We start from the raw sequence: 24584 nt of genomic DNA on the forward strand, positions 1-24584 counted from the left end.
CACACTATTGCACATATTGCTGGTGCCAAACCCTCATGTTATGCCGCCGCCACGCCGTTGCATGTCCGCTACGAGACATGAAAATCAGCAACGGCAACATGGAGAGGAGATTGCCCATGCGCAGATTTTGCGCGCGATCCGTTGCGTCCTATGCCCTGGCCTGTGCGTTAGCCGCACCGGTTTATGCCCAGAGCGGCGAACAGCCCCAAAGTACCCAGAACACGGACGTTACCGGCGATATCATCGTCACCGCCCAGTTCCGCGAGACACGGCTTCAGGATACGCCGATCGCCATCACGGCGGTCAACGCCGCCCTCCTGGAGCAGCGCGGACAGACCAGCATTGCCGACATCGCCAACCAGTCGCCCAACGTGACCTTGCGGCCACAACCGCAAAATGGCGGCGCCGGCCTCATCGCCTTCATCCGCGGCGTGGGGCAGACCGACTTCAACTATGCCCTCGACCCCGGCGTGGGCGTCTATATTGATGATGTCTACATTCCGACCCTCTCCAGCTCGCTGCTGGACCTCATGGATCTGGACCGGGTGGAGATCCTTCGCGGCCCGCAGGGTACTCTTGCGGGCAAGAATTCGATCGGCGGCGCTATCAAGTTGTTCAGTGCCAAGCCCGATGGCTCTGGCGGCGGCACGCTCGAGGCCACCTACGGCTCCTACAATCGTCTCGATCTGCGCGGCATGGCCGACTTCGCTGTGACGGACAATCTGTTCGTCCGCCTGTCTGGCGCCGCGAAGAGCCGCGATGGCTACCTCAAACTTCTGGATTATGGCGCGACCCACCCCGGCTCAAACGTGCCGGCCAGCAACAATCGGGGCGCCGACCCCGTTGTCGGGACGCAGGGCGGCCAGTCCTATGTCGCCGGGCGGATCGCTCTGCGCTGGCTGCCGACGGATGCGCTCGAAGTGAACCTGTCGGGGGACTATACGTCGGATAAGTCGGAGCCGGCGCCAACCGTCCTAGTCGCGGCCGGTCTGCCGGGGCCGACCTCGACCAACCCCAATCCGTTCAACCCGGCCATCCCCAACCCCGGCACGAATGCCAACGGCGGTGCCTGGCTGCCGGGCAAGAATGGCAGTCCCGTGCCAGTAGGCTGCGCCTTCGTGCCTTATGGGGTCTATGGCTGCGATTCCCTGGCCAGCTCGGCCTATGGCGGTGACCGCCGCTTCATCAGCTACGCCAATTTCGTCGATGGAATGCTGCCCACGTCCCAGTCCCCCTACAAGCCCTACACGGCCTTGCAGAACCAGGACTTCAAGGGCTGGGGTATTCACGGCAATGTGACGTGGACGTTGAGCGACAGCGTCAATGTCGTGTGGATTTCCTCCTATCGCCAATATCAGTCGAACTTCGGGCAGGATCAGGACGCGACCCCTGTGCCCGTCGCGCAACTGGATAACCAGCTCAACCATCATGCCTGGAGCCAGGAACTCCGCCTGAACGGCAAGGTCGGCACGTTCGCCGACTTCACCCTCGGCGGCTTCTACTTCGATCAGAAAGGCACCTACTCCGCCCGTGTCGATCTGAACTATGCCGGAATCGACTTCCTGCACGGTCCCGACACCACGCCGTCCACCTCGAAAGCGCTGTTTGCCAATGGCGTAATCCGGCCACTGGAAGGATGGAGCATCTCGGGCGGCCTGCGCTACACGCGGGATGAAAAGACCTACACCTACTTCCGCCGCAATCCGGACGGCACGGTTCCGTTCGGTAATTGGACGCCGGCGCAATTGCCGTCCCTCCCGATCTGCGAGTTCTTCCAGGGCGCACCGACCGCAGGACCGACCGGCATCGGCAACACGCCCAACTGCCTGCTCTCCGGCCTTTACAATGTCAGCGACAGCTTCAAGGGCGATCGCTGGGACTGGCGGATTTCCACCGACTTCCGTTTCTCGCCGGAACTGCTGGTTTACGGCTCGGTCGCGACCGGCTTCAAGGGCGGCGGTGTGAATCCCCGGCCGTTCTTCGGTCCGTCGGCGGGTTCGTGCACGGCACCGGGCTATGTCGCTCCGGCGCCATGCAACCAACTTGGCAGTTTCAATCCGGAGACGCTCACCACCTATGAACTGGGGTTCAAGTCCGACCTGTTCGACCGGCGTGTGCGGCTGAACGGCGCGGTGTTTCTGAACAAGTATAATGACATGATCCTCACGCTCTCGGCCTGTCCGTCGGTGCCGTGCCTCAAGCCGACCAACGTCGGCAAGGCGGACGTCAAGGGCTTCGAGCTGGAAACGACCATTCATCCGTTCGCCGGGTTCACCGTCGATGGAAGCCTCAGCTACATCAACTTCCAGTATAAGGAAGTCGGCACGTCCGGCATCTCACTGGATGCGGTGACGCCTTACACGCCGGAATGGACCTACAGCTTCGGCCTGCAATATGATCACGAGATCACGCCCGGCACGGTGAGCGTGCGGTTCGATGGCTCTTACCAGTCCGATGTCTTCACCGAGACATCCAACTCCGAATGGAGCCGGGTCGAGGGCAACTTCCTCGCCAATGGGCGCCTCTCCTTCACCACGACGGACAAGGACTGGCGTGTCTCGCTGGAAGTGCAGAACATGTTCAACAAATATTACTTCCTGACCAAGAGCGATGTCAGCGCGTCGCTTGGCGTCGTGACGGGCGTGCCTGCGCCATTGCGGACCTGGGCGGTCTCCGTGCGCCGCAGTTTCTGACCGCTTCGTCAAGCGAGCGGATCGGGAGGGGCGCACCGTCGCCTCTCCCGATCTTATTGTGCGCACAATCGCCGCACAAAAAGGCCAGAAGCGGTTGCGCCGCAGATGCTTTGGACACTATCAATAAGCCGACCGCCCGCCTTCCCACGAACAGGACTCGTACATGCTCATCAAACGGCTCGACCACGTCAACATCCGCACCCGTGACCTGCCGCCGGTGGTGGCGTTCTACCGCGACATTCTGCTGCTGGAGGAGCGCGATCCGCCGTCCAATCTGGACCGGACGATGGTGCGGTGGATGTACGATCACAAGGACGATCCGATCGTCCACATCAGCACGCCTGGCGCGCTGTCCGAACATGGGGTTTATGACAATATCACCGGGACGACGGGCGGCCTCGATCATGTCGCCTTCCAGTGCGTCGGCCTCGATCCGCTGATCGAGCGGCTCGAGGCGCATGGCGTGCCCTGGCGGGAGAATCGGGTCGAGGTGATCAAGATGACGCAGGTCTTCCTGCACGACCCAACAGGTGTGCAGATCGAGCTGAATGTGTTCGACGAAGACCCGGCCTGAACGCGCCTAACCGGAGAGGACCGCACAGAATGACCGACGCCGGCACGGGACAGCCGCCCAAGGCACTTGAGCAGTTCGACATCGCGGGGCGCAGCGCGCTCGTGACAGGCGCCGCCTCCGGCATCGGCCTCGCTTATGCCGAGGCGATGGCTGAAGCCGGCGCACGGGTCACGCTGACGGATGTCGATGGTGCCGCCGCCGAGCGGGAAGCAGCCCGCCTGCGCGCGCAAGGCTATGAGGTGCGCGCCGACCAGCTCGATGTCTCCGACCGCGCCCGCACCACCCAGGTGTTCGATGCGCACGAGGCTGCTTATGGCGGACTGGACATCGCCTTTGCCAATGCCGGCCTTGGGATCGGCCCCGGCTTCTGGAAACCAGAAGGCGGCCGCGACCCGCATGGCCAGATCGATACCTACGATCCGGCGATCTGGGACAGGATCATCGCGATCAACCTGACAGGCGCCTACAACACGATGCGCGATGCTGCGCGGCTGATGAAGAAGGGTGGTAAGGGCGGCTCCATCATCGCCACCTCGTCCAATGCGGCCGTGATCTGCGAGCCGATTGTGCCGATGCCCTATATGCCGTCCAAGGCCGGGGTCAGCCACATGGTCCGCCACCTCGCGCTGGAGCTGGGGGCCTATCAGATCCGCGTCAACGCCATCTTGCCCGGACCTTTCGTCACCAACATCGCGGATGGATCGCTCAAGGATCCCGTGGTCCGCAAGGCGTGGGACGACGCGACCTTGATGGGGCGGATCGCCGAGACCTATCAGATCAAGCCGCTGGCATTGTTCCTTGCCTCCGACGCATCGAGCTATGTAACCGGGGCGCAAATGATGATCGATGGCGGCATGTCGCTCGGCCGGCTCGGCTGAGCAATATCGCGCTGCCTCAAGCCAAGACCAGAACAGGAGTGACACGCATGACCACATCAGCACAGGCCGCCATCTGCAAGGGCGGTGAAGCGCCGTTCGCGATCGAAGCCGTGACGCTTGACGAGCCCCGCGCTGACGAGGTGCTGGTGCGCATCCACGCCTGCGGCATCTGCCACACCGATATGGCCGCACGCGATGGGCAACTCCCGACTCCGCTCCCCATGGTGCTGGGCCATGAAGGCGCCGGCGTGGTCGAGAAGGTCGGGTCCGAGGTGACTCATGTGAAGCCGGGCGACCGGGTGCTGATGAGCTTCAACAGCTGCGGCACCTGCCCGAGCTGTGAAGTCGACAAGCCCACTTATTGCTACAATTTCGTGCCCGAGAACTGGATCGGCACGAGGCCGGACGGCAGCCACACGCTGCATCGTGATGGCGAGGGCGTGAATGCGAATTTCTTTGGCCAGTCTTCCTTCGCCACCCACGCCATCGGCCATGCCCGCAACGTCGTGAAGGTGCCCGAAAGCGCCGCGCATGTGCCACTCTCGACCCTCGCGCCGCTCGGCTGCGGTTTCATGACCGGCGCCGGTGCCGTGCTGCGCAGCATGAAGGTGCGCGCCGGCATGCCCATCGCCGTCTTCGGCACGGGCGCTGTCGGCCTCGGCGCGATCATGGCAGCCAAGATCGCGGGCGCGAACCCGATCATTGCCGTCGACATCCACGATAATCGCCTCGCGCTGGCTCGCGAACTGGGCGCGACGCACACGATCAACGGCAAGACCAGCAATGCCGAGGAGGAAATCCGCAAACTCTGCCCGCAGGGGCTGGGCTATGCGTTCGATACGACGGGTCTGAAGGCGATCATCGAGAGCGCCGCCGGACTGATTGCGCCGCTGGGTATCGTCGGCATCGTCGGTGCATCCGACCCCGCCGCCAATCTGACGCTCAACGAGTCAGCCTTCATGGGTGGCGGCAAGCGGCTGATGGGCATCCTGGGTGGCGATTCCGATCTGTTCGGCTTCCTGCCCGAGCTGATCGACCATCATCTCGCGGGTCGTTTCCCGCATGATCGGCTGATCAAAACCTTCCCGTTCGCGCAGATCGATGAAGCCTTCCATGCCGGCGAGAGCGGCGCGGTGGTGAAGCCCGTCCTTGTGATGGACGCCTGACCGGCCTGATCTTCGACAAGCCGCGCCCGTTCTCCTTCGGGTGCGGCTTGGATCGGCCATGCGCGGTGACAAACTAGCGTTGCCGCTTCCATCTTTTGCTGAACATGTTAATTACTTTGCGTGGGCTGACGGCCCGGCCGCGGGAGCGATTATGCGTTCGCGTATGTGATAATTTCATATATAGAGAGAATGACGATGACGGCAGCAACAAACATGATGGGAGCGGCGGCATGACGGCGCGGGGTCTGGCAGTCGAGAAGCCCAAGGCAGTCGAAGGACCGACGGTGCGTGATGCCGTGATGAGCCTGCTGCGCGATCTAGGCATGACGACATTGTTCGGCAATCCCGGCTCGACTGAGCTGCCGTTGTTCCGCGACATGCCGCAGGACTTCCAATATGTCCTGGGCCTGCAGGAAAGCGTCGTCGTCGGCATGGCGGACGGCTTCGCGCAAATGAGCGGCAATGCTGCGTTTGTGAACCTGCATTCCTCTGCCGGCACGGGCCATGCGCTTGGCAACATCTTCACCGCGTTCCGCAACCAGACGCCGCTGGTGATCACCGCAGGGCAGCAGGCCCGCAGCATCTTCCCCTACGACCCGTTCCTCTATGCCGAGCGCGCCACGGAGTTTCCGCAACCCTTCGTGAAATGGACTTGCGAGCCGGCGCGCGCCGAGGATGTGCCGCTGGCCATCCTGCGCGCTTATCATATGGCGATGCAGGCGCCGCGCGGTCCGGTGTTCGTCTCGGTGCCCATCGACGATTGGGATCGCGCCTGTCAGCCGATTAGCGCCTCGACCGTTTCTCAGGAATCGATGGCGTCCCCTGCCCTCATCGGTGCCGCAGCGGACGCACTGAACGCCGCGAAATCCCCGGTGATCGTTGCCGGCGCAGGCGTGGGTCGCGAAAATGCGCGCGCCGCGCTCCATGCGCTGGCAACGGCGCATCAGGCACCGGTGTGGGTCGCGCCAATGGCTGCCCGCGCCGTGTTCCCGGAAGACGATGCCCTGTTCGCAGGCTTCCTCCCGGCTTCCCGTGAAGCCATTGTGGGCGCGCTGGATGGCCATGATCTCGTGCTGGTGCTCGGTGCGCCGGTCTTTACTTATCATGTCGAGGGCTTCGGCCCTTATGTGCCCGAGGGCGCGCAGATCATCCAGATTGTGGACGATCCCGCCACGGCAGCCCGCACGCCGGTCGGCACCGCTATCGTCGGCAATGTCGCGGATGCGATTGCGCGCCTTAATGCTGCATCCAATGCTGCACCCCGGAAGGCGCCAGCACCTCCCGCGAGCCATGCCGCCGAAAGCCCCGATGGCGCCGCCATTTTCGAGCCCTATCTGATGCAGCGCCTCGATGCCCTGCGTCCAAAGGGCATCATCATCAGCGAGGAAGCGCCGAGCACGCGCGGGCCGTTACACGATCATTTCCCGATCCGGCTCGAGGATGAGTTCATGGCCACCGCCAGCGGCGGGCTGGGCTTTGCGCTGCCTGCTGCGGTCGGCGCTGCCCTTGCGCAACCGAACCGCACGGTGCTGTGCCTGCTGGGCGACGGGTCTTCGATGTATTCGATTCAGGGCCTTTGGACGGCGGGCGACCTTAAGCTCGACGTGCGCTTCCTCATCGTCAACAATGGCGGCTATGCGGCGCTCGACCAGTTCGGTGCGCTGTTCGACATCGAGGTGGTGGGCAGCAAGCTGCCGGGTATCGATTTCGTGAAGCTTGGTGAGAGCATGGGCGTGCCCGGTGCGCGCGTTTCCGACCCCGCAGCGCTGGACGATGCGATCCGGGATCTGTTTGCCGGCAGCGGCCCCCGCTTGCTGGAAGTCATGGTGGAACGGGCGCGCTGAGGCTTATGCTGCGCGCAGCATGAGCGGCGAGCGCCGGTGTCCGATAGGAGAAAAAGATGAGCAAGACATTCATTACCTGCGCGATCACCGGCGCATCGCCGATGCCCAAGCATCCCAACTTTCCCTTCCGCCCCGAGCATGTGGCGCAGGAAGCGCTCGACGCGGCCGAGGCCGGCGCGTCGATCATCCATGTCCATGTCCGCAATGGCGAAGATGGCACGCCGAGCCAGGAGATGGACGACTATCGCAAGGTGGTGAGCCTCATCCGGGAAAGGAACACCGACGTGATCCTCAACGTCACGACCGGCCCGGGCTGCATGTGGTTCCCCAAGAGCGCCGAGGAGCCGGCGATGCCGGACCTCGAAAAGACCCTGATGTTCACCGCGGAGCGGCGCATCGAGCACATTCTCGACCTCAAGCCCGACATGTGCACGCTCGACATCTGCACCATGAACCTGTGGGGCGGCATCGCCATGAATCTGGAGATGATCGTCGGTAAGATGGGCACCATGCTGCAGGATGCCGGCGTGCTGACCGAGATCGAATGCTTCGAGGCCGGCGATTTCGTCTTCGCGGACGATCTGATGGCCAAAGGCCTCATTCCCAAGAACGCACCCTTCACCTTCGTGCTCGGCACCAAATATGGTCTGCCCGCGACGCCGGAGGCGATGATGTATTCCAAGAACCAGATTCCGCGCGGTGCGCCTTTCACCGGCTTCGGCATTTCCCGCCACAGCTTCCCCATGGCGGCGCAGTCGGTGTTGCTGGGCGGGCATATGCGCGTCGGGTTCGAGGATACCATCTACCTGCGCAAGGGCGTGCTGGCGCAGAGCAATGCCGATCTGGTGCGGCAGGGCGTCGAGATTCTCGAGAAGATCGGCGGTGAGCTTGCCACGCCGGGTGAGACCCGGCAGATGCTCGGGCTTGAGCAGTGAGGCGGGCACAATAGGGCAGGCCGGCCGACGGCTATTGGGGGATCGCGGCATGGAAGCGAAGGCGGAGTCCTCGTCGGTCAAATCGGCCACGCGGACGCTCGACATTCTGGAATATGTCGTCAGCAGTGGCCGGCCGGTCAGTGCTGCCGAGATTGCGCTCTCCTTGGCGATTCCCGTCAGCAGCCTCTCCTATCTGCTCGGGACGCTCGTCGAGCGCGGCTATCTGCTGCGCAGTGGCCGGCTCCATTCGCCCGGGCCAGCGCTCGCCCGTCTCAACCCAGCGCCCGAGGCCATCCCGCTCAAGGACCGGGTCTATCCGGTGCTGCGATCGGTCTCGCGGCAACTCAACGAGACCGTCTCCTTCTTCGTCCGCCATGGCGAGAATATGGAGGCGATTGCGGGCGAAGTGGCCCCCCAAGCCCTGCGCTATACCATTGAGGTTGGCCGCCTCGTCCCGCTCCATGCCTTTGCCGCCGGCAAGGCCATTCTGGCGGCGCTCGATCCGCAGGACTTGGACGCCTATTTCGCGGCGGCCAGCCGCGCGGCGTTCACCCCGCAGACACGCACTGCCGAGGCAGAGCTGCGCCGAGAACTGGCACAGATCGCGCAAACCGGTATTGCGCGCACCGCCGAAGAGTTCACCCCCGGCATCATCGGTATCGGCCATGCCGTGCATGTGGGCGGGAGCCTGGTCGGCGCGATCAGCGCGGCCATCCCGGTCGCGCGGGCTACAGCAGAGCTTGAGCAGCGCGCGGCCGTCCTACTCACCCAGGCGGCCCAGGCTCTTGGCGGCGAATGAGGGCGAGGCGCCGGGGGTTCTCAACCTCCTCGCACCGCTTCCTGATGCCAGCGTCGAGGAAGTCTTTAATCTGATCCTCGAAAAAGCCGGCACCCGGATCGAGCGGATCGTGTCGCAGGGACAGACGACGCCCGAGGTCGCGCCATACGATCAGCCCCATGACGAGTGGGTGCTGCTGCTGGCCGGCGCGGCCCGGCTCTGGCTGGAGGACCGTGGCGAATGCCCGCTGTCACCCGGCGATGCGCTGCTCATTCCCGCTCATGTCCGTCATCGGGTCGTCTGGACGCAGGCGGCACCGCCGACCGTCTGGCTGGCTGTGCATTTCCCGCAGGATCGCCCGGCAGAGTGAACCGCCGGGCGACGTGTCGGGCCGTCAGTTACCCCGCGGCTGCTTGGTCATCATCGGCGTGAAATTCTCGACAATGAAGGCGCGTCCGAGCACCGGATGCGCAAAACTCATCGGCACTTCGTAGCGGTGCGGCCAAGTCTGGCGGACTTCCTTCTCGGGCAGGATGCGGTCGGGGCCGTTGGGATCTTCCGGATAAGGCTTTTGCGCCGGCTGCAGGTGCGCGGTGGTGTGTGCCCAGCCCTTCTCATAGTCGCCCTGCCACTGCATCATATAGTCCAGGCGCTTGATCTTCCAGACGCCGCCTTCCTTGACATAGTCATTCTCGTAGATGCCGGACTCCCAGAATTGCTGCGGCACGCCTTCGGGCTTTTCGTGCAGCGCGTCGTCATGCCAGCCACCCGCAAGAATGCCGCGGAAGCGACCCTTGGCGGTCTGGCCGTCCTCGCCAATCGTGATGACGTCCTGCAACTGAAAATGATCGAGCAACAGGCCATGGACCGGGCCGCGCCGCCCGCCGGTGAACAGGTTCTGGAACCATGTTCCATAGAGCCGCATCACGCCCTCATATCCGACATATTCGCCGGAGAGGAACACAACCACGCCCTCATTGGCAAAGAGACCCGCAACCTCCTCGGGGCGGTTATAGTCGATATAATAGCCATAGGCCCATTGGAGCCGACGGATCGCGTTGATATCTTCGAGTTCCTGGACCTTCTTTTCCAGCTTGGCCAGGCGCGATTCCACCTCAGACATTATCGACTCCTCTCTCTTTGACTGTATGTTTTGCTAACAAAGCACAAATAGCCGGCGAGAGGAAAGAGTCATCATGAGCAGCACGGATTGGTCCGGAAAGGTCGCGTTCATCACCGGCGCGGGCACCGGAATCGGCTTCGGGATCGCGCGGGCTTTCAGCAACGCTGGCATGCGCCTTGCCCTCTCCTACCGCAATGAAGAGCAGCGCGCGCACTGTACCAAATGGTTCGAGGAGCGCGGGCGGGAAGTGCCGCTCTGGATCAAGCTCGACGTGACCGACCGGGCGGCGTTCCAGCAGGCGGCAGAGCAGGTCGTCGACCATTTCGGCGCCTGCCATGTGCTGGTGAACAATGCCGGCGTCTCCGTCTTCGGCCCCACCGATGAAGCCAGCTTTGCCGATTATGACTGGATCATGGGCGTCAACTTTGGCGGGGTGGTGAACGGCATCGTGTCCTTCCTGCCCAAGATCAAGGCGAGCGGCGAAGGCGGACATGTGGTCAACGTCGCGAGCATGGCGGCCTATCTCTCCGGGCCGCAAGCCGGCATCTATACCGCCAGCAAATTCGCCGTGCGCGGCCTTACGGAGTGCCTGCGCTATAATCTGGTGCCCTATGGCATTGGCGCCTCGCTGGTCTGCCCGGCGCTGGTCGCCACGGACGCGGCGCTCTCTGCGCTGAAGCGCCCGGCCGAATTTTCGGGCAGCGGCTTCGCACCGGTGGACGAGGCGGAAATCCGCCAGTTCGCGACCGCCTTTCAGAATGGCATGGACCCGCTGGAGGCCGGCGAGAAGATTTTTGCGGGCATGGTCGAGAACCGGGGCCTGATCTTCACCCACCCCGAATTTGCGGAAGACTTCCAGGACATCTACGAAACCAGCCTCGCCGCCCTGCCGGATGAAGTCGCGCCGCCGGAGCGCCTTGAGGTCGAGCGGATGCGCCGGGCCGCTAACAAGGCCGCGCTGGAAGGCGCAAAGATCGGCTTGAGCGACCTCACCTGACCGGAACCTGCCGAGCGCCTTGCGTGCGCGACGGCGACGATCCAATAAGACGCAACGACAGGGGAGAATATATGAACGGCAAATCCATCGCCTCTTTGGCCGCCTTGCTGGCCGGCGCCGCCCTTGCGCCGACGCCTGCAGCCGCACAGGAAGCGGCCCAGCGCTGTGCGGCCCTCACCAGCCAGAATTTCGGCGCCGAGGTGAAGATCACCGGCGCCATGCTGGTACCGGCCGGCCCCTCCAAGGCGCCGCCGCCTCCGGGCGAGCCTCCCGCCACGCTGGTCCTCCCTGAGCACTGCCGCGTGGATGGCGTCATCAACCAGCGCACGGGCGCCGGTAGCAAGACCTATGGCATCGGCTTCGCCCTTGCGCTGCCGAAGGATTGGAGCGGTCGCTTCCTCTTGATGGGCGGCGGCGGACTGAATGGCAGCATTCGCGAGCCGATCGGTCCGGTTGCGGCCGGCAACCGCCCTGCCCTCGCCCGCGGCTTTGCCGTGCTCAGCCATGACAGCGGCCACAAAGGCGCGGTGTTCGACAACGCCTTCATGGTCGATCAACGCGCGACGCTCGACTTTGCGGAGAGTTCGGTGCGCACCGTCACGCTCGCCGGCAAGGCGATCGCACAGGGCTTCTACGGCAAATCGGCCACGCGCAGCTACATGACCGGATGCTCGACCGGCGGCCGGGAGGGCATGCTCGCCGCACAGCGTTATCCCGAGTTGTTCGATGGAATCGTGGTCGGCGCGCCGGCCATGCGGACTGGCAACTCAAATCTTGGCATGAGCTATGCGCAGGTGATGTTCAACCAGGCCGCACCCAAGGATGACAAGGGCTCGCCCTTGATCGACAGGGCCTTCTCGCCGGCGGACCGCCAGCTCATCCTCAAGGGACTGCTCAACCAGTGCGACGGACTCGATGGCCTGAAGGACGGGATGATCGAGAATGTGGGCCAATGCCGCTTCCAGCCTGCCCGGCTGCAATGCACCGGCGCGAAGGCGGATTCGTGCCTGAGCAAGGCGCAGGTCGAGGCCCTTGAGCGCGCCTTTGCCGGGCCGCGCGATAAGTCCGGTTACCCGCTCTACGCGCCGGTGCCTTTTGATACCGGCATCGTCGATACCTCCGGCCCGGTGTCCGGCTACATCACCACCGGCGCGCCGGGCGTGTTCGGCCCGCCACTTCGCGACCTCACGATCGATCTCGATGCCCGCATCAACGAGGTGCGCAACAACGCCCAGCAGCGGCTCACAGACACATCCTACTGGACCAACCTCAACACCTTCCTCGACAAGGGCAGCAAGATCCTCTTCTTCCACGGCGTGAGCGATCCCTGGTTCTCGGCCTGGGATACGTGGGATTACTGGCTGCGCGCGTCCGAAACCAATGGCGAGGCGTGGGACAAGGCGAGCCGCTTCTACATGGTCCCGGGCATGGCGCATTGCAGTGGCGGCAATGCCTTCGACCAGTTCGATCTGCTCGGCGCCGTGGTGGACTGGGTCGAGCAAGGCAAGGCGCCAGAAGGCGTGACTGCGAGCCGGCGCGATGGATCGGCCAGTCGTCCGCTCTGCCCGTTCCCGGGATATGCGCGCTATACCGGCGGCGATGCCACGAAGGCCAGCAGCTTCACCTGCACCCAACCTGACGTGGAGGAAAAGCCATGAGCCGCGGCCTCGGTGCAGTCGCGCTGATATCCGCGTTGGCGCTCCCGGCTCATGCCGCCGACGCTGACCTCAGCAAGCCCAGCCTCGAATTCGCCTTTGAAGAGGTGGTCACGCTCTCGCCGGCCATGCCGGCCGGGAAGACGCCCTATGGCGAGCGCCTGATCATTCCGATCACCGGCGGGACGTTTGAGGGACCGGGCATCAAGGGCACGATCATCCCCGGTGGGTGGGACTGGCAGTTGCGGCGCAGCGATGGCTGCACGGACATCAAGGCCGATTACATGATCCGCACCGATGATGGCGTGATCATCAACGTGGTCAACAAGGGCACGTTGTGCGGGCCGGACAAGGACGGCAAACCACGGCCAGGGCGCACCCACCCGGTGTTCGAGGCACCGCTCGGCAAATATGAGTGGCTGGGGCAAAGCGCGTTTCTCGGCACGCTGGAGCCGGTGATGGCGGACGGCAAAGTGAGCGCCGTCCGCATCCGATTCTACCGGGCGATGTAAGCGGGCGCCTGCGGGACGATCAGATGCCGTAGACGTCCAGCATCGTCGGCACCCGGTCGTTCAGCAGGCGGATGACCTTGCGCGCGATTTTCCACGCGCCATCCTCGTTGCGCAACTCATGCTCATAGCGCCCGAAATAGGCGTGGGAGCGATTGCTGCGCACGTCGTGCACATTCACGATAAAGGTGGAATTCACGCGCGCCAGCCCGTCACCCACCGGCTCGGCGATGACATTGCCGATCATGTGCGACACGCGCGGCATGACGGCGGAGGCGACCGAAAAGCCTGAGCGGATGCGCTGGATACGATCGGCCAAGTTGCGGCGACCGCGATAGTAGATCAGCGAGAGTTCAGCGTCCGGGTCGTCGGTCTGCGTGCCATCGTCGCGCCAGGCAGGCATCCAGAACACGCAATCCTTGGTGAACAGCTCAAGCCAGGCCTCGAGATCGAGACTGTCGAGCAGCAGCGCCTCGCGATAAAGCAGTTGCGCGGCGTCGGCGTGGCTCAGCTGGCTCATGCGATCACCTCCGCCATGCGCTGCGCCCAGGCGCGATAATAGCTCGCGAAAAGGCTTTCGTCACACAGCTGCGCATCCGCGACGACGTTGCGCGCGGGCTTGAGGTCGATCATGTCGGCATACATGTTCCCGCCCTCCTTGGAGGCGGTCAGGCCGCGGGCGTGGCCTTGCAGCCAGGGACGGTCCTGCTCGGCCATGCCCAATTGGGCCTCCTCATAGCAGACGGTGTCGTCCGGTGTCGCCATACCGGTGGGATTGAAGAAATCCTCATATTGCCGGATGCGGAACGTCCGCGCCTGCGCGCTTTCGCCGCGCGGAGCGATGCACCAGGTCTGCATCTCGGTGAGGCCGGCGGCCAACGGGCGGATGACCCGCATCTGGCTCGACGCATTCTCCGCGATCTGCAGATTGGGGAAGATCGTGAGGTTGCGCATGTTGAACATCCAGTTGCGCTTGGCCTCGCCATGATCGCGGGCGAGCTGTTCGGCCCGTTCGAACTCCGGAATGGCCGAGGAGACGGGCATGATGCCCCAATTGAGCACATGGCCATGATCGAAGCTCATCGTGCCGCCGCTCGTGCCGCTGGCCTCCTCCTGCCAGAAGTCGGAGGCCCCCAGCGAGGACTGCACGACATCCTCCGCCTGCTCCTTGGCGCGCTGATCGAGAATGCGGATGTAGCTCGGATGGGTGGAGGTGAAGTGATACTGGTCCGAGCAGTTTTCGAGCTGCATCTTCCAGTTCGCGGCATAAGTGAAGGTGACGCGGCCCGGCACCAGCTCAACCCCTTCCGGGCTCTTGTCTACCACCAGATCCAGCAATTTGCGGGCCTCACCCAGATGCTCATCGAGGCTCGGCACATCGGCATTCAGGCTGGCGAACAGGAAACCGCGATACTCGCCGAACTTCGCCACGGGGGCCAGATTGTGGTTCTCCTGGTCGAACCCGGCACCGTAGCAGCCGCTCTTCTGCCACTTAATATTTTTGTTCGCGCCCGCGCTATCGAACGTCCAGCTATGATAAGGGCAGACATGCCGGCGCGCATTGCCGCACAGCTTCTGGATGAGGCGCACGCCCTTGTGCGGACAGGCATTGACGAAACAGTGCAGCGCCCCTTCGCCATCACGACTGACGATAATCGGCACCCGGCCGATGAAGCTGGTGAAATAATCGTGAGGATTCTCGGCTTGCGTGGCGAGCCCAATGAACACCCATCCGCCTTCGAAGATGTGCTTCATCTCCAGATCGAACAGATCGGGGTCGCGGAACAGGGCACGGTTGACGCGGAACACGCCGTCTTCCGGGCGGTCGTCGATCAGGTCGCGAAGCGCAAAGCCGGTCATCGTACACTCATCTCCCAAGGATCATGCTGGTCGCGCGACAAGATCCCTGGAAGACCATCGCGCGCATCATGCGAAATCACTTAACATGATAAGCATATCGTCGCAACTGCCGCAAGAGGGACGCGTGGGCTCACTCCTCATCGATTGCTGCGCACAATGCGCGCAACTCAGCGGCGAGGCCATCGAGGCGCGTCGCGCCGAACCGGGTGGAATAGACCCGCATCATCGCCGCGACATGGGCGGAGACCGCTGTGACGATCTGCGCGCCTGCCGGCGAGAGCGCGATGGTGGACCGTCTGCGATCATCGGGATCGGCAGTGCGAACGATCAGCGCACGCGCTTCCAGTTCGCGCAAGATGCGCGTGACGCTCGGCGCATGGAGCAGCGCGACTTCGGCGAGGTCGGTTGCATCGGTGGTGCCCCGGTCGTTGATCACCCGCAGCACGCGCCACTGCGGCTCGGTGATGTCGAAGTCGCGCAACTTGGTGCGCATCGGGGCGATCACCGCTTCCTTGGCGCTCAACAGGATCGCAGCCAGCGATTGCTCGAATGGCGGGAGTTTCTCGTCTTCGACCATCTTTGCCCCCTGCGCGCTGCCTACCCAGTCCGCCGCGTCATTCCGCGGTCGGCACTCGCGCAAAACTCATCGCTATTCACTGAGCTGTCGTCCAGCCCATAAAAAACGGGGCCGCCTTTCGGCAGCCCCGCTCTTGAACTCTTGAGACCGATCAGGCCTTCTTGGTGCGCCAGCTGTCAGCATAGCCGGTGCGGGCAACAGCCGAGTAAGGCACCGGCGCGACGATCGCCTTGATCTCGGTCTGCTCGTGCGGCTCGACGGTCGGCTTGGAGGTGCCACCATTGGGCTCGCCCCACAGCAGCGAGACTTCCGTGCCGGGCTTGGCATACTTGGGATCGATCATCGCGAGCGTGAGCATCTTGCCCTCGTTCGACGAGTAACCCACCCAGGTGGAGACGCCGATGTGCTTGCCGTCGACCATCACCGAGTCATAGGGGTGCATCGAGTAGACCGCGCTCGGGAACTCGAAATACTTTGCGCGGCCGGACTCGGCGAAGTAGCTGCTCATCACGCGCAGCATGTCCTCGTCGTCGAGCGCCAGCGTCACCTTCTCGAGGTGCGGCTCGTTCGCCATCTTCTCGAGGGCTTCCTTGCCGATGAAGTCATGGTCGAACTTGACGATGATGCCATAGCCGACATCCCACGGCGTCAGGCCGTAGCCCTCAAGCGTCTCGGGCACGAACGAACCGCCCGCCGAGCACTTGGCGCCATAGCTGTTCTCGCCGGCCCACTTGCGGAAGTCCGCAGAGCCTTCGCCGAACAGATAGCCCGGGAACGGGGACGGGATCCAGCCCGACTCAAGCGTGTTCGACGAGTAAGCGCGACCGCCGACGAGGGCGAGGTCGTGCTTCTTGCCGGCGGCGACGAGCGCGCTGTGCACCGCTTCGTAATCGGCCCAGGGACCATAAAGCTCATAGCCCGGCTGACCGGCCATGCCGTGACGCAGCGCGCCAACGGTCTTGCCGGCGATCTGGACGTCCGCCATGTTGAAGAACTTGAGGTCCGGCGCGGCCTGGCCCATCGCGTCCGTCAGGATCGCCATGGCGTTGGGGCCCTGCAGCTGGAAGCGATAGTGGCGACGCTTGCCGTCCGTGCGCAGCGCGGTGCGCTCGTCGCGAGTCAGCGTGACGTTCCACTTGCCGGTGGAGGCGTGGAACTCGGCCCACTCGATGGCCGGCGCGCGGCCGACGAGATTGAACTGGTTCTCGGCGAGGTAGAACAGGATCACGTCGCCAATGACATAACCCTCAGGCGTCACCGGGACCCACTGCTTGGCCTTGCCGGGCTTGAAGTTCTTGAAGCTGTTGATGCCGAGATAGTTGAGGAACTCGAAAGCGTCGGGGCCTTCGACCATCAGCTCGACCATGTGGTAGCTCTGGTTGAACAGCACGGCCGTCTTGGCCCACGCCCGCTGCTCATTGCGCCAGTTCGAATATTCCGCCGGCACGCCCGGATAGACGTTCGGACCGGTCTGCTGGTTGCGCAGGAAGTCGACGGCATTGCCGGCGCCATCCAGCACGTCTTGAAGATTCTTCGCCATGATACTCTCCTTCGGACTGAAGTTGGAAACGCAGTTATAATTGGTCAGGGGTTCGCGGTTGCCGCAGCCTCTTGCTGCGCGACGCGGTCAAGCCAGGTGCGCAAGAGGGCGGACATCGTATCGGGCTGTTCGACCGGCAGCATATGCCCTGAATCGGGGATGACAGCATAGGTCGCGCCCTGGATCGCTGCAGCAATCCGCTCATGCTGCACCGGCGGCGCCCAGGCGTCGTGCGCGCCGGTTGCGACCAAGGCAGGGCAACGAATTTGCGGCAACAGGCTCTCGACTTCCGGGCGTGCCAGCAGGGCGCGGATCTGCCGCTCGAACATGTCGATGCCGGCATCGCTGCACATCTGCCAGAGCATGTCCATGAGCTTGGGCTTGAGCCGGTTGCGCTCCCACACCATCGGCGGGAGCCAGGAATCGATCAGGGCGTCCATGCCCTCTTCCACACCGCGATTGAGCAGCGCGAAGCGGCCGTCCGCCTCATTGGGCTTGGGGAGATGAACGCCGGTGCTGATAAGGCCGATGCCGGCAAGCCGCTCGGGCACTTTGCGGAAGATTTCGAGCGCGACCCGGCCGCCCATCGAATGGCCGATGACTGCAAAGCGCGCAGGGGCGGATTCGATCACCTGATCGGCCATGGCGGTGAGGCTGTCCGCCTCGCCATATCCATCCACGGCTGTGATCGGCATGATCGGCCCCAAGGCGGCGACCTGCGGCGCCCAGATGCGCGCATCACAGATGAGGCCCGGCAACAACAAGACCGGCACAGCCAGAGAGGGCGAGTCGTTCATCGCTTCCAATCGTTCGTATATACGAAAACTTCATCTACCCGAAAACGTGGCGCAAGGCCAGACCAATTCGAAGGTGAGACTGCAATTTTGCTGCACGTCAGGAATGCACAGGCACCCAATGCAAGCAACCCTCCCACGCCTGGCGCGGGAGGGTCTACTATAAGGCGGTGTCCTTGCGGGACGAATGGACCTGCTGGTGTCAGTCGACGAGCATCAGCGCGTCGAGAGCGACCACGCCCTGCCCCTTGGGATAGACGACCACCGGATTGAGATCGAGCTCCTGAATCCGCGGCTCGCCGCGCAGCAGACGCCCGATTCCGCCGATGAGATCGGCCACCGCCTCAACGTCCAGCGCGGGCGCGCCGCGATAGCCGTTGAGCAGAGCGGCCTGCTTGAGCTTGCCGAGTTCGGCCACAATCGCCGCCTTGGTCATGTCCGGCGAGAGCAGGCGTACATCCTGCAGGATTTCCGCCGTCACGCCGCCGAAACCGGCAAGGATCACCGGACCCCATTGCGGATCATTCTTGGCGCCGACGATCAGTTCCATGCCACGCGCGCCCATCGCCTCGATCAGCACGCCATCGAGAATGATGGATGCGTCATAGCGCTTCACGTCCGCGAACATCTTGTCCCACGCCGCGCGGATCGCATCGGCGCCGACCAGATTGAGCGCCACGCCGCCGGCATCGCTCTTGTGGCTGAGCGCGGCAGCCTGCGCCTTCATGACCACTGGCCCGCCAATGGCGTCGGCCGCAGCAATCGCTTCGTCTACGGTCGCGGCAAACTGACCCTTGGGGAAGGGAATGCCGAGCGGCGCAAGCAGAGCCTTGGCCTTATATTCCGGCACGACGCCCTTCTCGCTGGCCAGCGCAGGCACGCTTGCCGGCGCTGCGTCCGTCTTGGTCGCATCGCGCTGACCAGCGGCCGAGAGCCGCTTGATGGCGCGCAATGCCCGCTCGGTGGTCGGGAAATAAGGAATACCCTCGGCGCGAAGCTGCTCGATCCAGTCGGCCGGCACATGCGCGCCCTCATCCACGCCGCCGAAGATCACCGGCTTGGTCGCCTTGAGCTCACGGACGGCCTTGAGGAACGGCGGCAGCTTGATGCCGATGGTCGCCGGATTGGTCTGGATGATCCCGGCGAAGATGGTGCCGACGCGATCATCCTCGAACAGCGCCGCGAGGGTGCGGTAATACATGTCGGGATCGACAAGCCCCTGTGCGGTCAGATCGAGCGGATTGCTAACCGGGACGAACTCGGGCAGCGCCGCGCGCAAAGCAGGCGCATTGTTGTCATCGAGGGTCGGCAGCGCCAGTTCCAGCTCTTCAGCCAGATCCAGCGTCAGTGCCTTGAGCGCACCGGATTCGCCAAGCACGGCGGTGCCGCCGCTCGGTAGCGCCGGGCAACGCGCCGCGATCTCGGTGATGTCGCCCAGCTCTTCCAGCGTCTCGGCGACGACGACCCCTGCCCGCTCCACCTTTGCGCGCATGAGCTTGTAGTCGCCGGCCATGGCGCCGGTGTGCGTGGCGGCGGATTCGCGCGCCGCGCTGCTCTTGCCGGGGTGCAGCAGGGCCACGAGCTTGCCGGCAGCACGCGCCTTGTCCATCAATGCCAGGAAGCGGGCCGGATCACGGAACTGCTCGACGATCATCGCGATGATGCGCGTCTTCTCGTCGGCGATCATGAACTCGACATAATCCTCGACGCCGCTGCCAGCCTCATTGCCGGTGGACACCGAGTAAGTGAGGTCGAGCGTGCGGCTCTCCAGCATCACCGCGAGCACGGCCGCCATGGCGCCGCTCTGCGAGACGATGCCGACGCCGCCGGGGCTCGGCGCCTTGATGTCGGTATCGATGAAGGTGAGCGGAATGCGGTCCAGATAGTTCACCGAACCCAGGCAATTCGGCCCCTCGACCACGATGCCAGCCTCGCGCGCAATGCGCCCGATTTCCTGCTGGTCGGCCATGCCCTGCTCGCCGCCCTCGGCAAAGCCTGCCGCAAAGATGATGGCGGCGCCGGCCTTGCGCGCAGCAAGCTGACGCATCGTATCCAGCACCGCGACGCGGGGAATGGCGAGGATCGCGCAATCCACGCCCTCGGGCAGCGCCTCGACGCTGGGCACCGCAGGCCGACCGCTGATCGTTTCGCGCTTGGGATTGACGAGATGGATGTCACCGGAAAAGTCGTTCCGAACGAGATTGGCCAGAACGCTGGCACCGAGCGAACCCGGCGTTTCGGACGCCCCGACGATCGCGATGGACCGCGGACGCAGCAACCGATTGATGTCACGCGTTCCCGCCTGCGGGCGCTCTCCGGCCTCAACCGTCATAACTCAACTCTCCTTCGCGAAACCAGCTCGTGGCAATCAGACCTTTCGCCCCGGAGGCCGATGCTGCCGGGGCGAAGGATAACACACAGGAAAGGGCGGCCCTGCTTGGGCCACCCTTCCGGCAACTCAGACGTCGGTCTTGGTCTTGTCGTAGTGACCCAGGCCCGGCTTGAAGGTCTTGTCGTCGAGGAACTGCTTCATCGCGACATGGCGGCCATCCGACTTGTCGAACCAGTTGAGACCTTCCTGCAGGCGGATCAGATAATCCTCTGCATTGTCGTAGGTCATTTCCTTGACCCGGCGGACGGCGTCCTTGGTGTACTTCACCGTCGCCCAGTTCTTGGCGATCAGCGTCTCGGCGACCTGCTTCACGCGGGCCTTGAGCTGGTCGACCGGCATCGACTCGTTGACGAGATTGTAACGGGCCGCTTCCTGACCGGAGAGGTTCTCGCCCATCATGGCGTGATACATGGCGACGCGCATCGGCATCAGGTCCACGGCCACCTTGGTGGCGCCGCCGCCGGGGAGGATGCCCCAGTTGACTTCCGACAGGCCGAACTGTGCTTCATCAGCCGCAAAGGCGAGATCGCAGGCGAACAGCGGGCCGTAGGCGCCGCCGAAGCACCAGCCATGCACCATGGCGATGGTCGGCTTCTGGAACCAGCGCAGACGCTCCCACCAGGTATAGGCCTCACGCTGTGCCTTGCGCGTGCCGGCCAGGCCCTGCGCCTCGGTCTCGCGGAAATATTCCTTGAGGTCCATGCCGGCGCACCAGGCGGGGCCTTCGCCACCCAGAACCACAACGCCGACATCGTCCCGGAATTCGAGATCCGTCAGAACCTTGAGCATCTGGCGGTTGAGCTTGGGGCTCTGCGCGTTCCGCTTGGCAGGGCGATTATAATAGACCCATGCGATATTGTTCTCGACCTCGACCCGAACGGTATCCTCTTCCCGCTCGACGGACGTATTTTCCTCAGCCATTTGATTTCCCTTCAAGGCAATTTATGCTATGCGCCATAGCATTATCGACCATGGCTCACAAGGGGCTGGCGACTGGTTTTCATCCGGGGGCATGATGGCAAGGGACCAGAGGCAGGGACGCGACAAGGCGCTGGATTCACCGGCTGAACCCCCGGTCGCCAATACGCTCGCCAGCCCGCTCGACGGGACGCTCGGCTATCGGCTGCGCCGCGCCTCCATGGCGATGATGGGCGATGTCATCGCCGCGCTCCGCGCCATTGACCTGAGCGTCGGCGAGGCGTCCTTGCTGATTCTCGTCGGCCATAATCCGGGTTGCCGGCAGAGCGATGTCGGGCGGGCGCTGGCCATCAAGCGCGCCAACCTGACGCCGCTCATCGGCCGGCTGAAGGCGCGCGACCTCATCAGCGATGCGCCCATTGACGGGCGATCCCTGAGCCTGACGCTGACGCCGCAGGGAGAAGCCCTGCAGCGCGAGGCGATGAAGCGGGTGAAGGCGAGCAATCGCAAGTTCCAGAAACGCCTGACCATCGAAGAGAAGGCGCTGCTCGCCGCGCTGGAAGCCTTGGGCTGAGCGGGGGCACGGCCTTTCCCCTCCCGGGCGTCAACCTATTGCAGCGTCGCCCTTCACCGTCACCGGAATGCGCAGATAGCGCACGCCATTGGCTTCCGCCTTCGGGAAATGGCCGGCGCGGATGTTGACCTGGATGGAGGGCAGCAACAGGCGCGGCGCGGACAATCCGGCATCCCGCTTGGTGCGCATCGCCACAAAGTCCTCCTCGCTGACATCATCGCGCACATGCACGCTGTTTTTCCGCTGCTGGCCGACGGTGGTCTCCCAGCGATAATCATCCCGCCCCGGCGCCTTGTAATCATGGCACATGAACAGGCGGGTCTCGTCCGGCAGGCTCAGCAGGCGGCGGATCGAGCGGTAGAGGGTGCGGGCATCGCCACCCGGAAAGTCGGCCCGCGCGGTGCCATAATCCGGCATGAACAGCGTATCACCCACGAAAACCGCATCGCCGATCCGGTAGGCGATGTCCGCCGGGGTGTGACCCGGAAGATGAAGCACCTCGACCTCCAGCGATCCGATCGAGAACCGCTCGCCATCGGCGAACAGGCAATCGAAATCCGAGCCGTCGGTCTGCAAATCGTCCAGCGCGAAGACCGGGCGGAAGATCTTTTGAACGTCCCGGATGTGCTCGCCAATGCCGATCTTCGCGCCCGTCTTCGCCTTGAAGAAGGGCGCGGCGGAAAGATGATCGGCATGGGCGTGGGTTTCCAGCACCATGGCAATCGACCAGTTCTGCGCCTGGGCGCGGGCAAGAATGCGCTCGGCTGAGCCGGTATCGACCTCGCCACTGGCCGGATCGAAATCCAACACTGGATCGATCACCGCCGCGATGTGGGTCTGCCGATCGACCACCAGATAGCTCACCGTGTTGGTGGGTTCGTCAAAAAATGCCTCAATGATGGGTTGGGTCATAAGTGCCTCCATTCGATGCTTGACAATATAGAAGCGCCTTCTACATTAGCAATATCTAATTTAGAGGATGCTGATGTTAAAAGCTGCCATGGATCTCGACACGTTCGAGGCGCGCGCCGAAGAGGTTGCGCAGGTGCTGAAGGAATTGAGCAACGGGCGCCGCCTGATGCTGCTGTGCAAGCTCGTCGAACATGGCGAGCGCATGGTGGGCGATCTGGCGGACGATGTCGGCCTCTCTCAATCGGCCCTCTCGCAACATCTCGCCCGGCTCCGCGAGGAAGGCCTCGTGACCTTCCGCCGCGAGAGCCAGACCATCTGGTACAGGATTGCCGATCCCCGGATCGAGACCCTGCTTGCTACGCTCTATCAACTCTATTGCACAGGGGACTGATCCCATGACGATCCAGACACTTTCCCCCGCCGACGCCAAGCGCCTCATTGAGGGTGGCGCCAAGCTCATCGATATCCGCGCGGCGGACGAACATGCCCGCGAGCGCATTCCGGGTGCCGTCAACCTGCCGCTGGAGCGCATCGACACGGTCGACGCCGGCAATAATGCCATCGTGTTTCACTGCCGCTCCGGCATGCGGACACAGGCCAATGCCGACCGTCTGGCCGCAGCCAGTGATGCCCCCTGCTTCATTCTGGAAGGCGGCATCGACGCCTGGCGCAAGGCCGGGCTGGATGTGCGTGTCGACAGCGTGCAGCCGCTGGAGATCATGCGGCAGGTGCAACTGACTGCCGGCGGGCTGGTGCTCATCGGTGTGCTGCTCGGCTTCCTCGTCGCGCCGGGGTTCTTCGGCCTTTCCGCCTTTGTCGGCGCGGGCCTGATGTTCGCGGGGGCGACCGGTTGGTGCGGCATGGCGACGCTGCTCCAGCGCATGCCCTGGAACCGTCGCAAGGCGGCCTGAGGCCATGACGACCGCGCAGATCCTCCTCGCGCTCCTCTCCGGCGGTCTCATCGGCGTCGTGCTCGGGCTGGTGGGCGGCGGAGGATCGATCCTTGCCGTGCCGCTGCTCGTCTATGTTGTCGGGGTTGGATCCACGCATGCCGCGATTGCGACGGCAGCCGTGGCGGTCGCGGCCAATGCGGCAACGGGGCTTGCGGGGCATGCGCGGGCCGGGCGGGTCAAATGGCCCTGCGCGCTGGTGTTCGCGGCGTCGGGCGTCGTGGCGGCAGCGCTGGGGGCGGAGATCGGGAAGGCGGTGGACGGCCGGTGGCTGCTCGCGCTGTTCGGCCTGCTGATGATCGGCGTCGGTATCGCGATGCTGCGCAGGCGCAAGGGCGTTGACGATCCCGACGTGCGCCTTACCCGCCAGTCCGCCGGGCGGCTGCTGCCGCGGCTGATCCCCATGGGCGCCGGCGTGGGTCTGGCGGCGGGGTTCTTCGGAATTGGTGGCGGGTTTCTGATCGTCCCGGCGCTCATCGCGGCGACGGCGATGCCCTTCGCCACGGCCATCGGTACCTCGCTGGTGGTGGTGACGGCATTGGGGCTGACCACGGCGACATCCTATGCGCTGTCCGGCTATGTCGACTGGCCGCTGACGGCGCTGCTGATCGCCGGCGGTGCTGCGGGATCGGTGCTGGGCATGCGCGCGGGGGCGGCGCTTGCTGCGCACAAAAAGCTGCTCGAGCAGGGCTTTGCGATGCTGGTGATCGGCGTCGGCGGCTATGTGGTCTGGACCGCCTTCTAACCCCATCCGCCGGCGCTGGCCGTGCGGGTCATCATGCTTGCGATGGGGAGAAATGGCGCGCCCGGAACGATTCGAACGTCCGACCCTCAGATTCGTAGTCTGATGCTCTATCCAGCTGAGCTACGGGCGCTTGCCAATCTCACGGTGCCGGTTGGCCGCCGTGGGAGAGG

24 protein-coding genes, 1 tRNA gene and 1 pseudogene are annotated in these 24584 nt (G+C 64.0%); 16 read left to right on the top strand and 10 right to left on the bottom strand.

What is annotated here, in order from left to right; translation table 11 throughout:
- Window positions 1-116: 116 nt before the first annotated feature.
- From M2333_RS05395 to M2333_RS05430, 8 genes are all read left to right on the top strand, one after another.
- Complete coding sequence (locus M2333_RS05395) at window positions 117-2693, top strand: TonB-dependent receptor (RefSeq protein WP_264611083.1); 2577 nt, start codon at window positions 117-119, stop codon at window positions 2691-2693.
- 163 nt (window positions 2694-2856) lie between these two features.
- A complete protein-coding gene (locus M2333_RS05400) occupies window positions 2857-3267 on the top strand; it encodes a VOC family protein (RefSeq protein ID WP_264611084.1) in 411 nt (136 codons plus the stop codon).
- Window positions 3268-3296: 29 nt separating this feature from the next.
- Complete coding sequence (locus tag M2333_RS05405) at window positions 3297-4145, top strand: SDR family NAD(P)-dependent oxidoreductase (protein ID WP_264611085.1); 849 nt, start codon at window positions 3297-3299, stop codon at window positions 4143-4145.
- A 47-nt stretch (window positions 4146-4192) separates the two neighbouring features.
- Entirely contained in the window at window positions 4193-5311 is a 1119-nt protein-coding gene (locus M2333_RS05410; protein ID WP_264572800.1) for an NAD(P)-dependent alcohol dehydrogenase, read from the top strand.
- Window positions 5312-5541: 230 nt separating this feature from the next.
- On the top strand, window positions 5542-7155 hold the full coding sequence (mdlC, locus tag M2333_RS05415; protein WP_264587193.1) for a benzoylformate decarboxylase: 1614 nt from the start codon (window positions 5542-5544) through the stop codon (window positions 7153-7155).
- 56 nt (window positions 7156-7211) lie between these two features.
- Window positions 7212-8090, top strand: a complete 879-nt coding sequence (locus M2333_RS05420; RefSeq protein ID WP_264611086.1) for a 3-keto-5-aminohexanoate cleavage protein — start codon at window positions 7212-7214, stop codon at window positions 8088-8090.
- Window positions 8080-8889 (top strand): IclR family transcriptional regulator, encoded by an 810-nt coding sequence (locus M2333_RS05425; protein ID WP_264611087.1) that lies wholly within the window; start codon window positions 8080-8082, stop codon window positions 8887-8889. Before M2333_RS05420 ends, M2333_RS05425 begins: the two co-directional genes overlap by 11 nt.
- Window positions 8876-9238: a cupin domain-containing protein gene (locus tag M2333_RS05430; protein WP_264611088.1), complete on the top strand. Its 363-nt coding sequence runs from the start codon at window positions 8876-8878 to the stop codon at window positions 9236-9238. The genes M2333_RS05425 and M2333_RS05430 overlap by 14 nt, the downstream gene beginning before the upstream one ends.
- A gap of 24 nt (window positions 9239-9262) precedes the next feature.
- On the opposite strand, the gene M2333_RS05435 is transcribed toward M2333_RS05430, so the two are convergent.
- Window positions 9263-9991: a nuclear transport factor 2 family protein gene (locus M2333_RS05435; RefSeq protein WP_264611089.1), complete on the bottom strand. Its 729-nt coding sequence runs from the start codon at window positions 9989-9991 to the stop codon at window positions 9263-9265.
- Between the two features lie 73 nt (window positions 9992-10064).
- On the opposite strand from M2333_RS05435, the gene M2333_RS05440 reads away from it, so the two are divergent.
- From M2333_RS05440 to M2333_RS05450, 4 genes and pseudogenes are all read left to right on the top strand, one after another.
- Window positions 10065-10988 carry an SDR family oxidoreductase gene (locus tag M2333_RS05440; protein ID WP_264611090.1) on the top strand — a complete coding sequence of 308 codons (924 nt, stop codon included), beginning with the start codon at window positions 10065-10067 and terminating at the stop codon, window positions 10986-10988.
- Window positions 10989-11206: 218 nt separating this feature from the next.
- Window positions 11207-12112: pseudogene (locus tag M2333_RS16980) on the top strand (tannase/feruloyl esterase family alpha/beta hydrolase); the annotation flags it as partial.
- A 93-nt stretch (window positions 12113-12205) separates the two neighbouring features.
- The gene (locus M2333_RS16985; protein ID WP_413716518.1) at window positions 12206-12646 is read left to right on the top strand and encodes a tannase/feruloyl esterase family alpha/beta hydrolase; all 441 of its coding nucleotides are present in this window, start codon (window positions 12206-12208) and stop codon (window positions 12644-12646) included.
- Window positions 12643-13155: a DUF3237 domain-containing protein gene (locus tag M2333_RS05450; RefSeq protein ID WP_264611092.1), complete on the top strand. Its 513-nt coding sequence runs from the start codon at window positions 12643-12645 to the stop codon at window positions 13153-13155. The genes M2333_RS16985 and M2333_RS05450 overlap by 4 nt, the downstream gene beginning before the upstream one ends.
- A 19-nt stretch (window positions 13156-13174) precedes the next feature.
- On the opposite strand, the gene M2333_RS05455 is transcribed toward M2333_RS05450, so the two are convergent.
- From M2333_RS05455 to M2333_RS05485, 7 genes are all read right to left on the bottom strand, one after another.
- Window positions 13175-13672 (bottom strand): aromatic-ring-hydroxylating dioxygenase subunit beta, encoded by a 498-nt coding sequence (locus M2333_RS05455; RefSeq protein ID WP_264611093.1) that lies wholly within the window; start codon window positions 13670-13672, stop codon window positions 13175-13177.
- Complete coding sequence (locus M2333_RS05460) at window positions 13669-15012, bottom strand: aromatic ring-hydroxylating oxygenase subunit alpha (protein WP_264587186.1); 1344 nt, start codon at window positions 15010-15012, stop codon at window positions 13669-13671. Before M2333_RS05460 ends, M2333_RS05455 begins: the two co-directional genes overlap by 4 nt.
- Before the next feature lie 130 nt (window positions 15013-15142).
- The gene (locus M2333_RS05465) at window positions 15143-15589 is read right to left on the bottom strand and encodes a MarR family winged helix-turn-helix transcriptional regulator (RefSeq protein ID WP_264611094.1); all 447 of its coding nucleotides are present in this window, start codon (window positions 15587-15589) and stop codon (window positions 15143-15145) included.
- Window positions 15590-15740: 151 nt separating this feature from the next.
- The gene (gene desA / locus M2333_RS05470; protein ID WP_264570260.1) at window positions 15741-17129 is read right to left on the bottom strand and encodes a syringate O-demethylase; all 1389 of its coding nucleotides are present in this window, start codon (window positions 17127-17129) and stop codon (window positions 15741-15743) included.
- Window positions 17130-17173: 44 nt separating this feature from the next.
- Window positions 17174-17926: an alpha/beta fold hydrolase gene (locus tag M2333_RS05475; protein WP_264611095.1), complete on the bottom strand. Its 753-nt coding sequence runs from the start codon at window positions 17924-17926 to the stop codon at window positions 17174-17176.
- 199 nt (window positions 17927-18125) lie between these two features.
- Window positions 18126-20255: an acetate--CoA ligase family protein gene (locus tag M2333_RS05480; RefSeq protein ID WP_264611096.1), complete on the bottom strand. Its 2130-nt coding sequence runs from the start codon at window positions 20253-20255 to the stop codon at window positions 18126-18128.
- Window positions 20256-20381: 126 nt separating this feature from the next.
- Entirely contained in the window at window positions 20382-21236 is an 855-nt protein-coding gene (locus M2333_RS05485; RefSeq protein ID WP_264611097.1) for a p-hydroxycinnamoyl CoA hydratase/lyase, read from the bottom strand.
- 28 nt (window positions 21237-21264) lie between these two features.
- On the opposite strand from M2333_RS05485, the gene M2333_RS05490 reads away from it, so the two are divergent.
- Complete coding sequence (locus tag M2333_RS05490; RefSeq protein WP_181559614.1) at window positions 21265-21807, top strand: MarR family winged helix-turn-helix transcriptional regulator; 543 nt, start codon at window positions 21265-21267, stop codon at window positions 21805-21807.
- A 30-nt stretch (window positions 21808-21837) separates the two neighbouring features.
- Here the strand turns inward: M2333_RS05490 and M2333_RS05495 are convergent, their stop codons facing one another.
- Window positions 21838-22719, bottom strand: coding sequence for an MBL fold metallo-hydrolase (locus tag M2333_RS05495; protein WP_264611099.1), 882 nt, complete (start codon window positions 22717-22719; stop codon window positions 21838-21840).
- A gap of 73 nt (window positions 22720-22792) precedes the next feature.
- On the opposite strand from M2333_RS05495, the gene M2333_RS05500 reads away from it, so the two are divergent.
- From M2333_RS05500 to M2333_RS05510, 3 genes are read left to right on the top strand one after another with little or no spacing between them, the layout of a single operon-like run.
- Complete coding sequence (locus M2333_RS05500; protein ID WP_264611100.1) at window positions 22793-23110, top strand: ArsR/SmtB family transcription factor; 318 nt, start codon at window positions 22793-22795, stop codon at window positions 23108-23110.
- Between the two features lie 4 nt (window positions 23111-23114).
- Window positions 23115-23630, top strand: coding sequence for a rhodanese family protein (locus M2333_RS05505; RefSeq protein ID WP_264611101.1), 516 nt, complete (start codon window positions 23115-23117; stop codon window positions 23628-23630).
- Window positions 23631-23634: 4 nt separating this feature from the next.
- The gene (locus M2333_RS05510) at window positions 23635-24414 is read left to right on the top strand and encodes a sulfite exporter TauE/SafE family protein (protein WP_264611102.1); all 780 of its coding nucleotides are present in this window, start codon (window positions 23635-23637) and stop codon (window positions 24412-24414) included.
- Between the two features lie 53 nt (window positions 24415-24467).
- Here the strand turns inward: M2333_RS05510 and M2333_RS05515 are convergent.
- Window positions 24468-24544: transfer RNA gene (locus tag M2333_RS05515), tRNA-Arg, on the bottom strand.
- Window positions 24545-24584 lie beyond the last annotated feature (40 nt).

This window comes from Sphingobium sp. B11D3B, from assembly GCF_025961735.1.
Classification (GTDB): Bacteria; Pseudomonadota; Alphaproteobacteria; order Sphingomonadales; family Sphingomonadaceae; genus Sphingobium.

What these genes read in the sequence shown, in the direction of transcription:
- M2333_RS05490 (WP_181559614.1), top strand. Translation starts at nt 21,265, where the DNA reads ATGCGCCATAGCATTATCGACCATGGCTCACAAGGGGCTGGCGACTGG.
- M2333_RS05440 (WP_264611090.1), top strand. Translation starts at nt 10,065, where the DNA reads ATGAGCAGCACGGATTGGTCCGGAAAGGTCGCGTTCATCACCGGCGCG.
- M2333_RS05480 (WP_264611096.1), bottom strand. Translation starts at nt 20,255, where the DNA reads ATGACGGTTGAGGCCGGAGAGCGCCCGCAGGCGGGAACGCGTGACATC.
- M2333_RS05420 (WP_264611086.1), top strand. Translation starts at nt 7,212, where the DNA reads ATGAGCAAGACATTCATTACCTGCGCGATCACCGGCGCATCGCCGATG.
- desA (WP_264570260.1), bottom strand. Translation starts at nt 17,129, where the DNA reads ATGGCGAAGAATCTTCAAGACGTGCTGGATGGCGCCGGCAATGCCGTC.
- M2333_RS05485 (WP_264611097.1), bottom strand. Translation starts at nt 21,236, where the DNA reads ATGGCTGAGGAAAATACGTCCGTCGAGCGGGAAGAGGATACCGTTCGG.
- M2333_RS05435 (WP_264611089.1), bottom strand. Translation starts at nt 9,991, where the DNA reads ATGTCTGAGGTGGAATCGCGCCTGGCCAAGCTGGAAAAGAAGGTCCAG.
- M2333_RS05510 (WP_264611102.1), top strand. Translation starts at nt 23,635, where the DNA reads ATGACGACCGCGCAGATCCTCCTCGCGCTCCTCTCCGGCGGTCTCATC.
- M2333_RS05465 (WP_264611094.1), bottom strand. Translation starts at nt 15,589, where the DNA reads ATGGTCGAAGACGAGAAACTCCCGCCATTCGAGCAATCGCTGGCTGCG.
- M2333_RS05450 (WP_264611092.1), top strand. Translation starts at nt 12,643, where the DNA reads ATGAGCCGCGGCCTCGGTGCAGTCGCGCTGATATCCGCGTTGGCGCTC.
- M2333_RS05455 (WP_264611093.1), bottom strand. Translation starts at nt 13,672, where the DNA reads ATGAGCCAGCTGAGCCACGCCGACGCCGCGCAACTGCTTTATCGCGAG.
- M2333_RS05495 (WP_264611099.1), bottom strand. Translation starts at nt 22,719, where the DNA reads ATGACCCAACCCATCATTGAGGCATTTTTTGACGAACCCACCAACACG.
- M2333_RS05395 (WP_264611083.1), top strand. Translation starts at nt 117, where the DNA reads ATGCGCAGATTTTGCGCGCGATCCGTTGCGTCCTATGCCCTGGCCTGT.
- M2333_RS05500 (WP_264611100.1), top strand. Translation starts at nt 22,793, where the DNA reads ATGTTAAAAGCTGCCATGGATCTCGACACGTTCGAGGCGCGCGCCGAA.
- M2333_RS05460 (WP_264587186.1), bottom strand. Translation starts at nt 15,012, where the DNA reads ATGACCGGCTTTGCGCTTCGCGACCTGATCGACGACCGCCCGGAAGAC.
- M2333_RS05475 (WP_264611095.1), bottom strand. Translation starts at nt 17,926, where the DNA reads ATGAACGACTCGCCCTCTCTGGCTGTGCCGGTCTTGTTGTTGCCGGGC.
- M2333_RS05505 (WP_264611101.1), top strand. Translation starts at nt 23,115, where the DNA reads ATGACGATCCAGACACTTTCCCCCGCCGACGCCAAGCGCCTCATTGAG.
- M2333_RS05410 (WP_264572800.1), top strand. Translation starts at nt 4,193, where the DNA reads ATGACCACATCAGCACAGGCCGCCATCTGCAAGGGCGGTGAAGCGCCG.
- M2333_RS05405 (WP_264611085.1), top strand. Translation starts at nt 3,297, where the DNA reads ATGACCGACGCCGGCACGGGACAGCCGCCCAAGGCACTTGAGCAGTTC.
- mdlC (WP_264587193.1), top strand. Translation starts at nt 5,542, where the DNA reads ATGACGGCGCGGGGTCTGGCAGTCGAGAAGCCCAAGGCAGTCGAAGGA.
- M2333_RS05400 (WP_264611084.1), top strand. Translation starts at nt 2,857, where the DNA reads ATGCTCATCAAACGGCTCGACCACGTCAACATCCGCACCCGTGACCTG.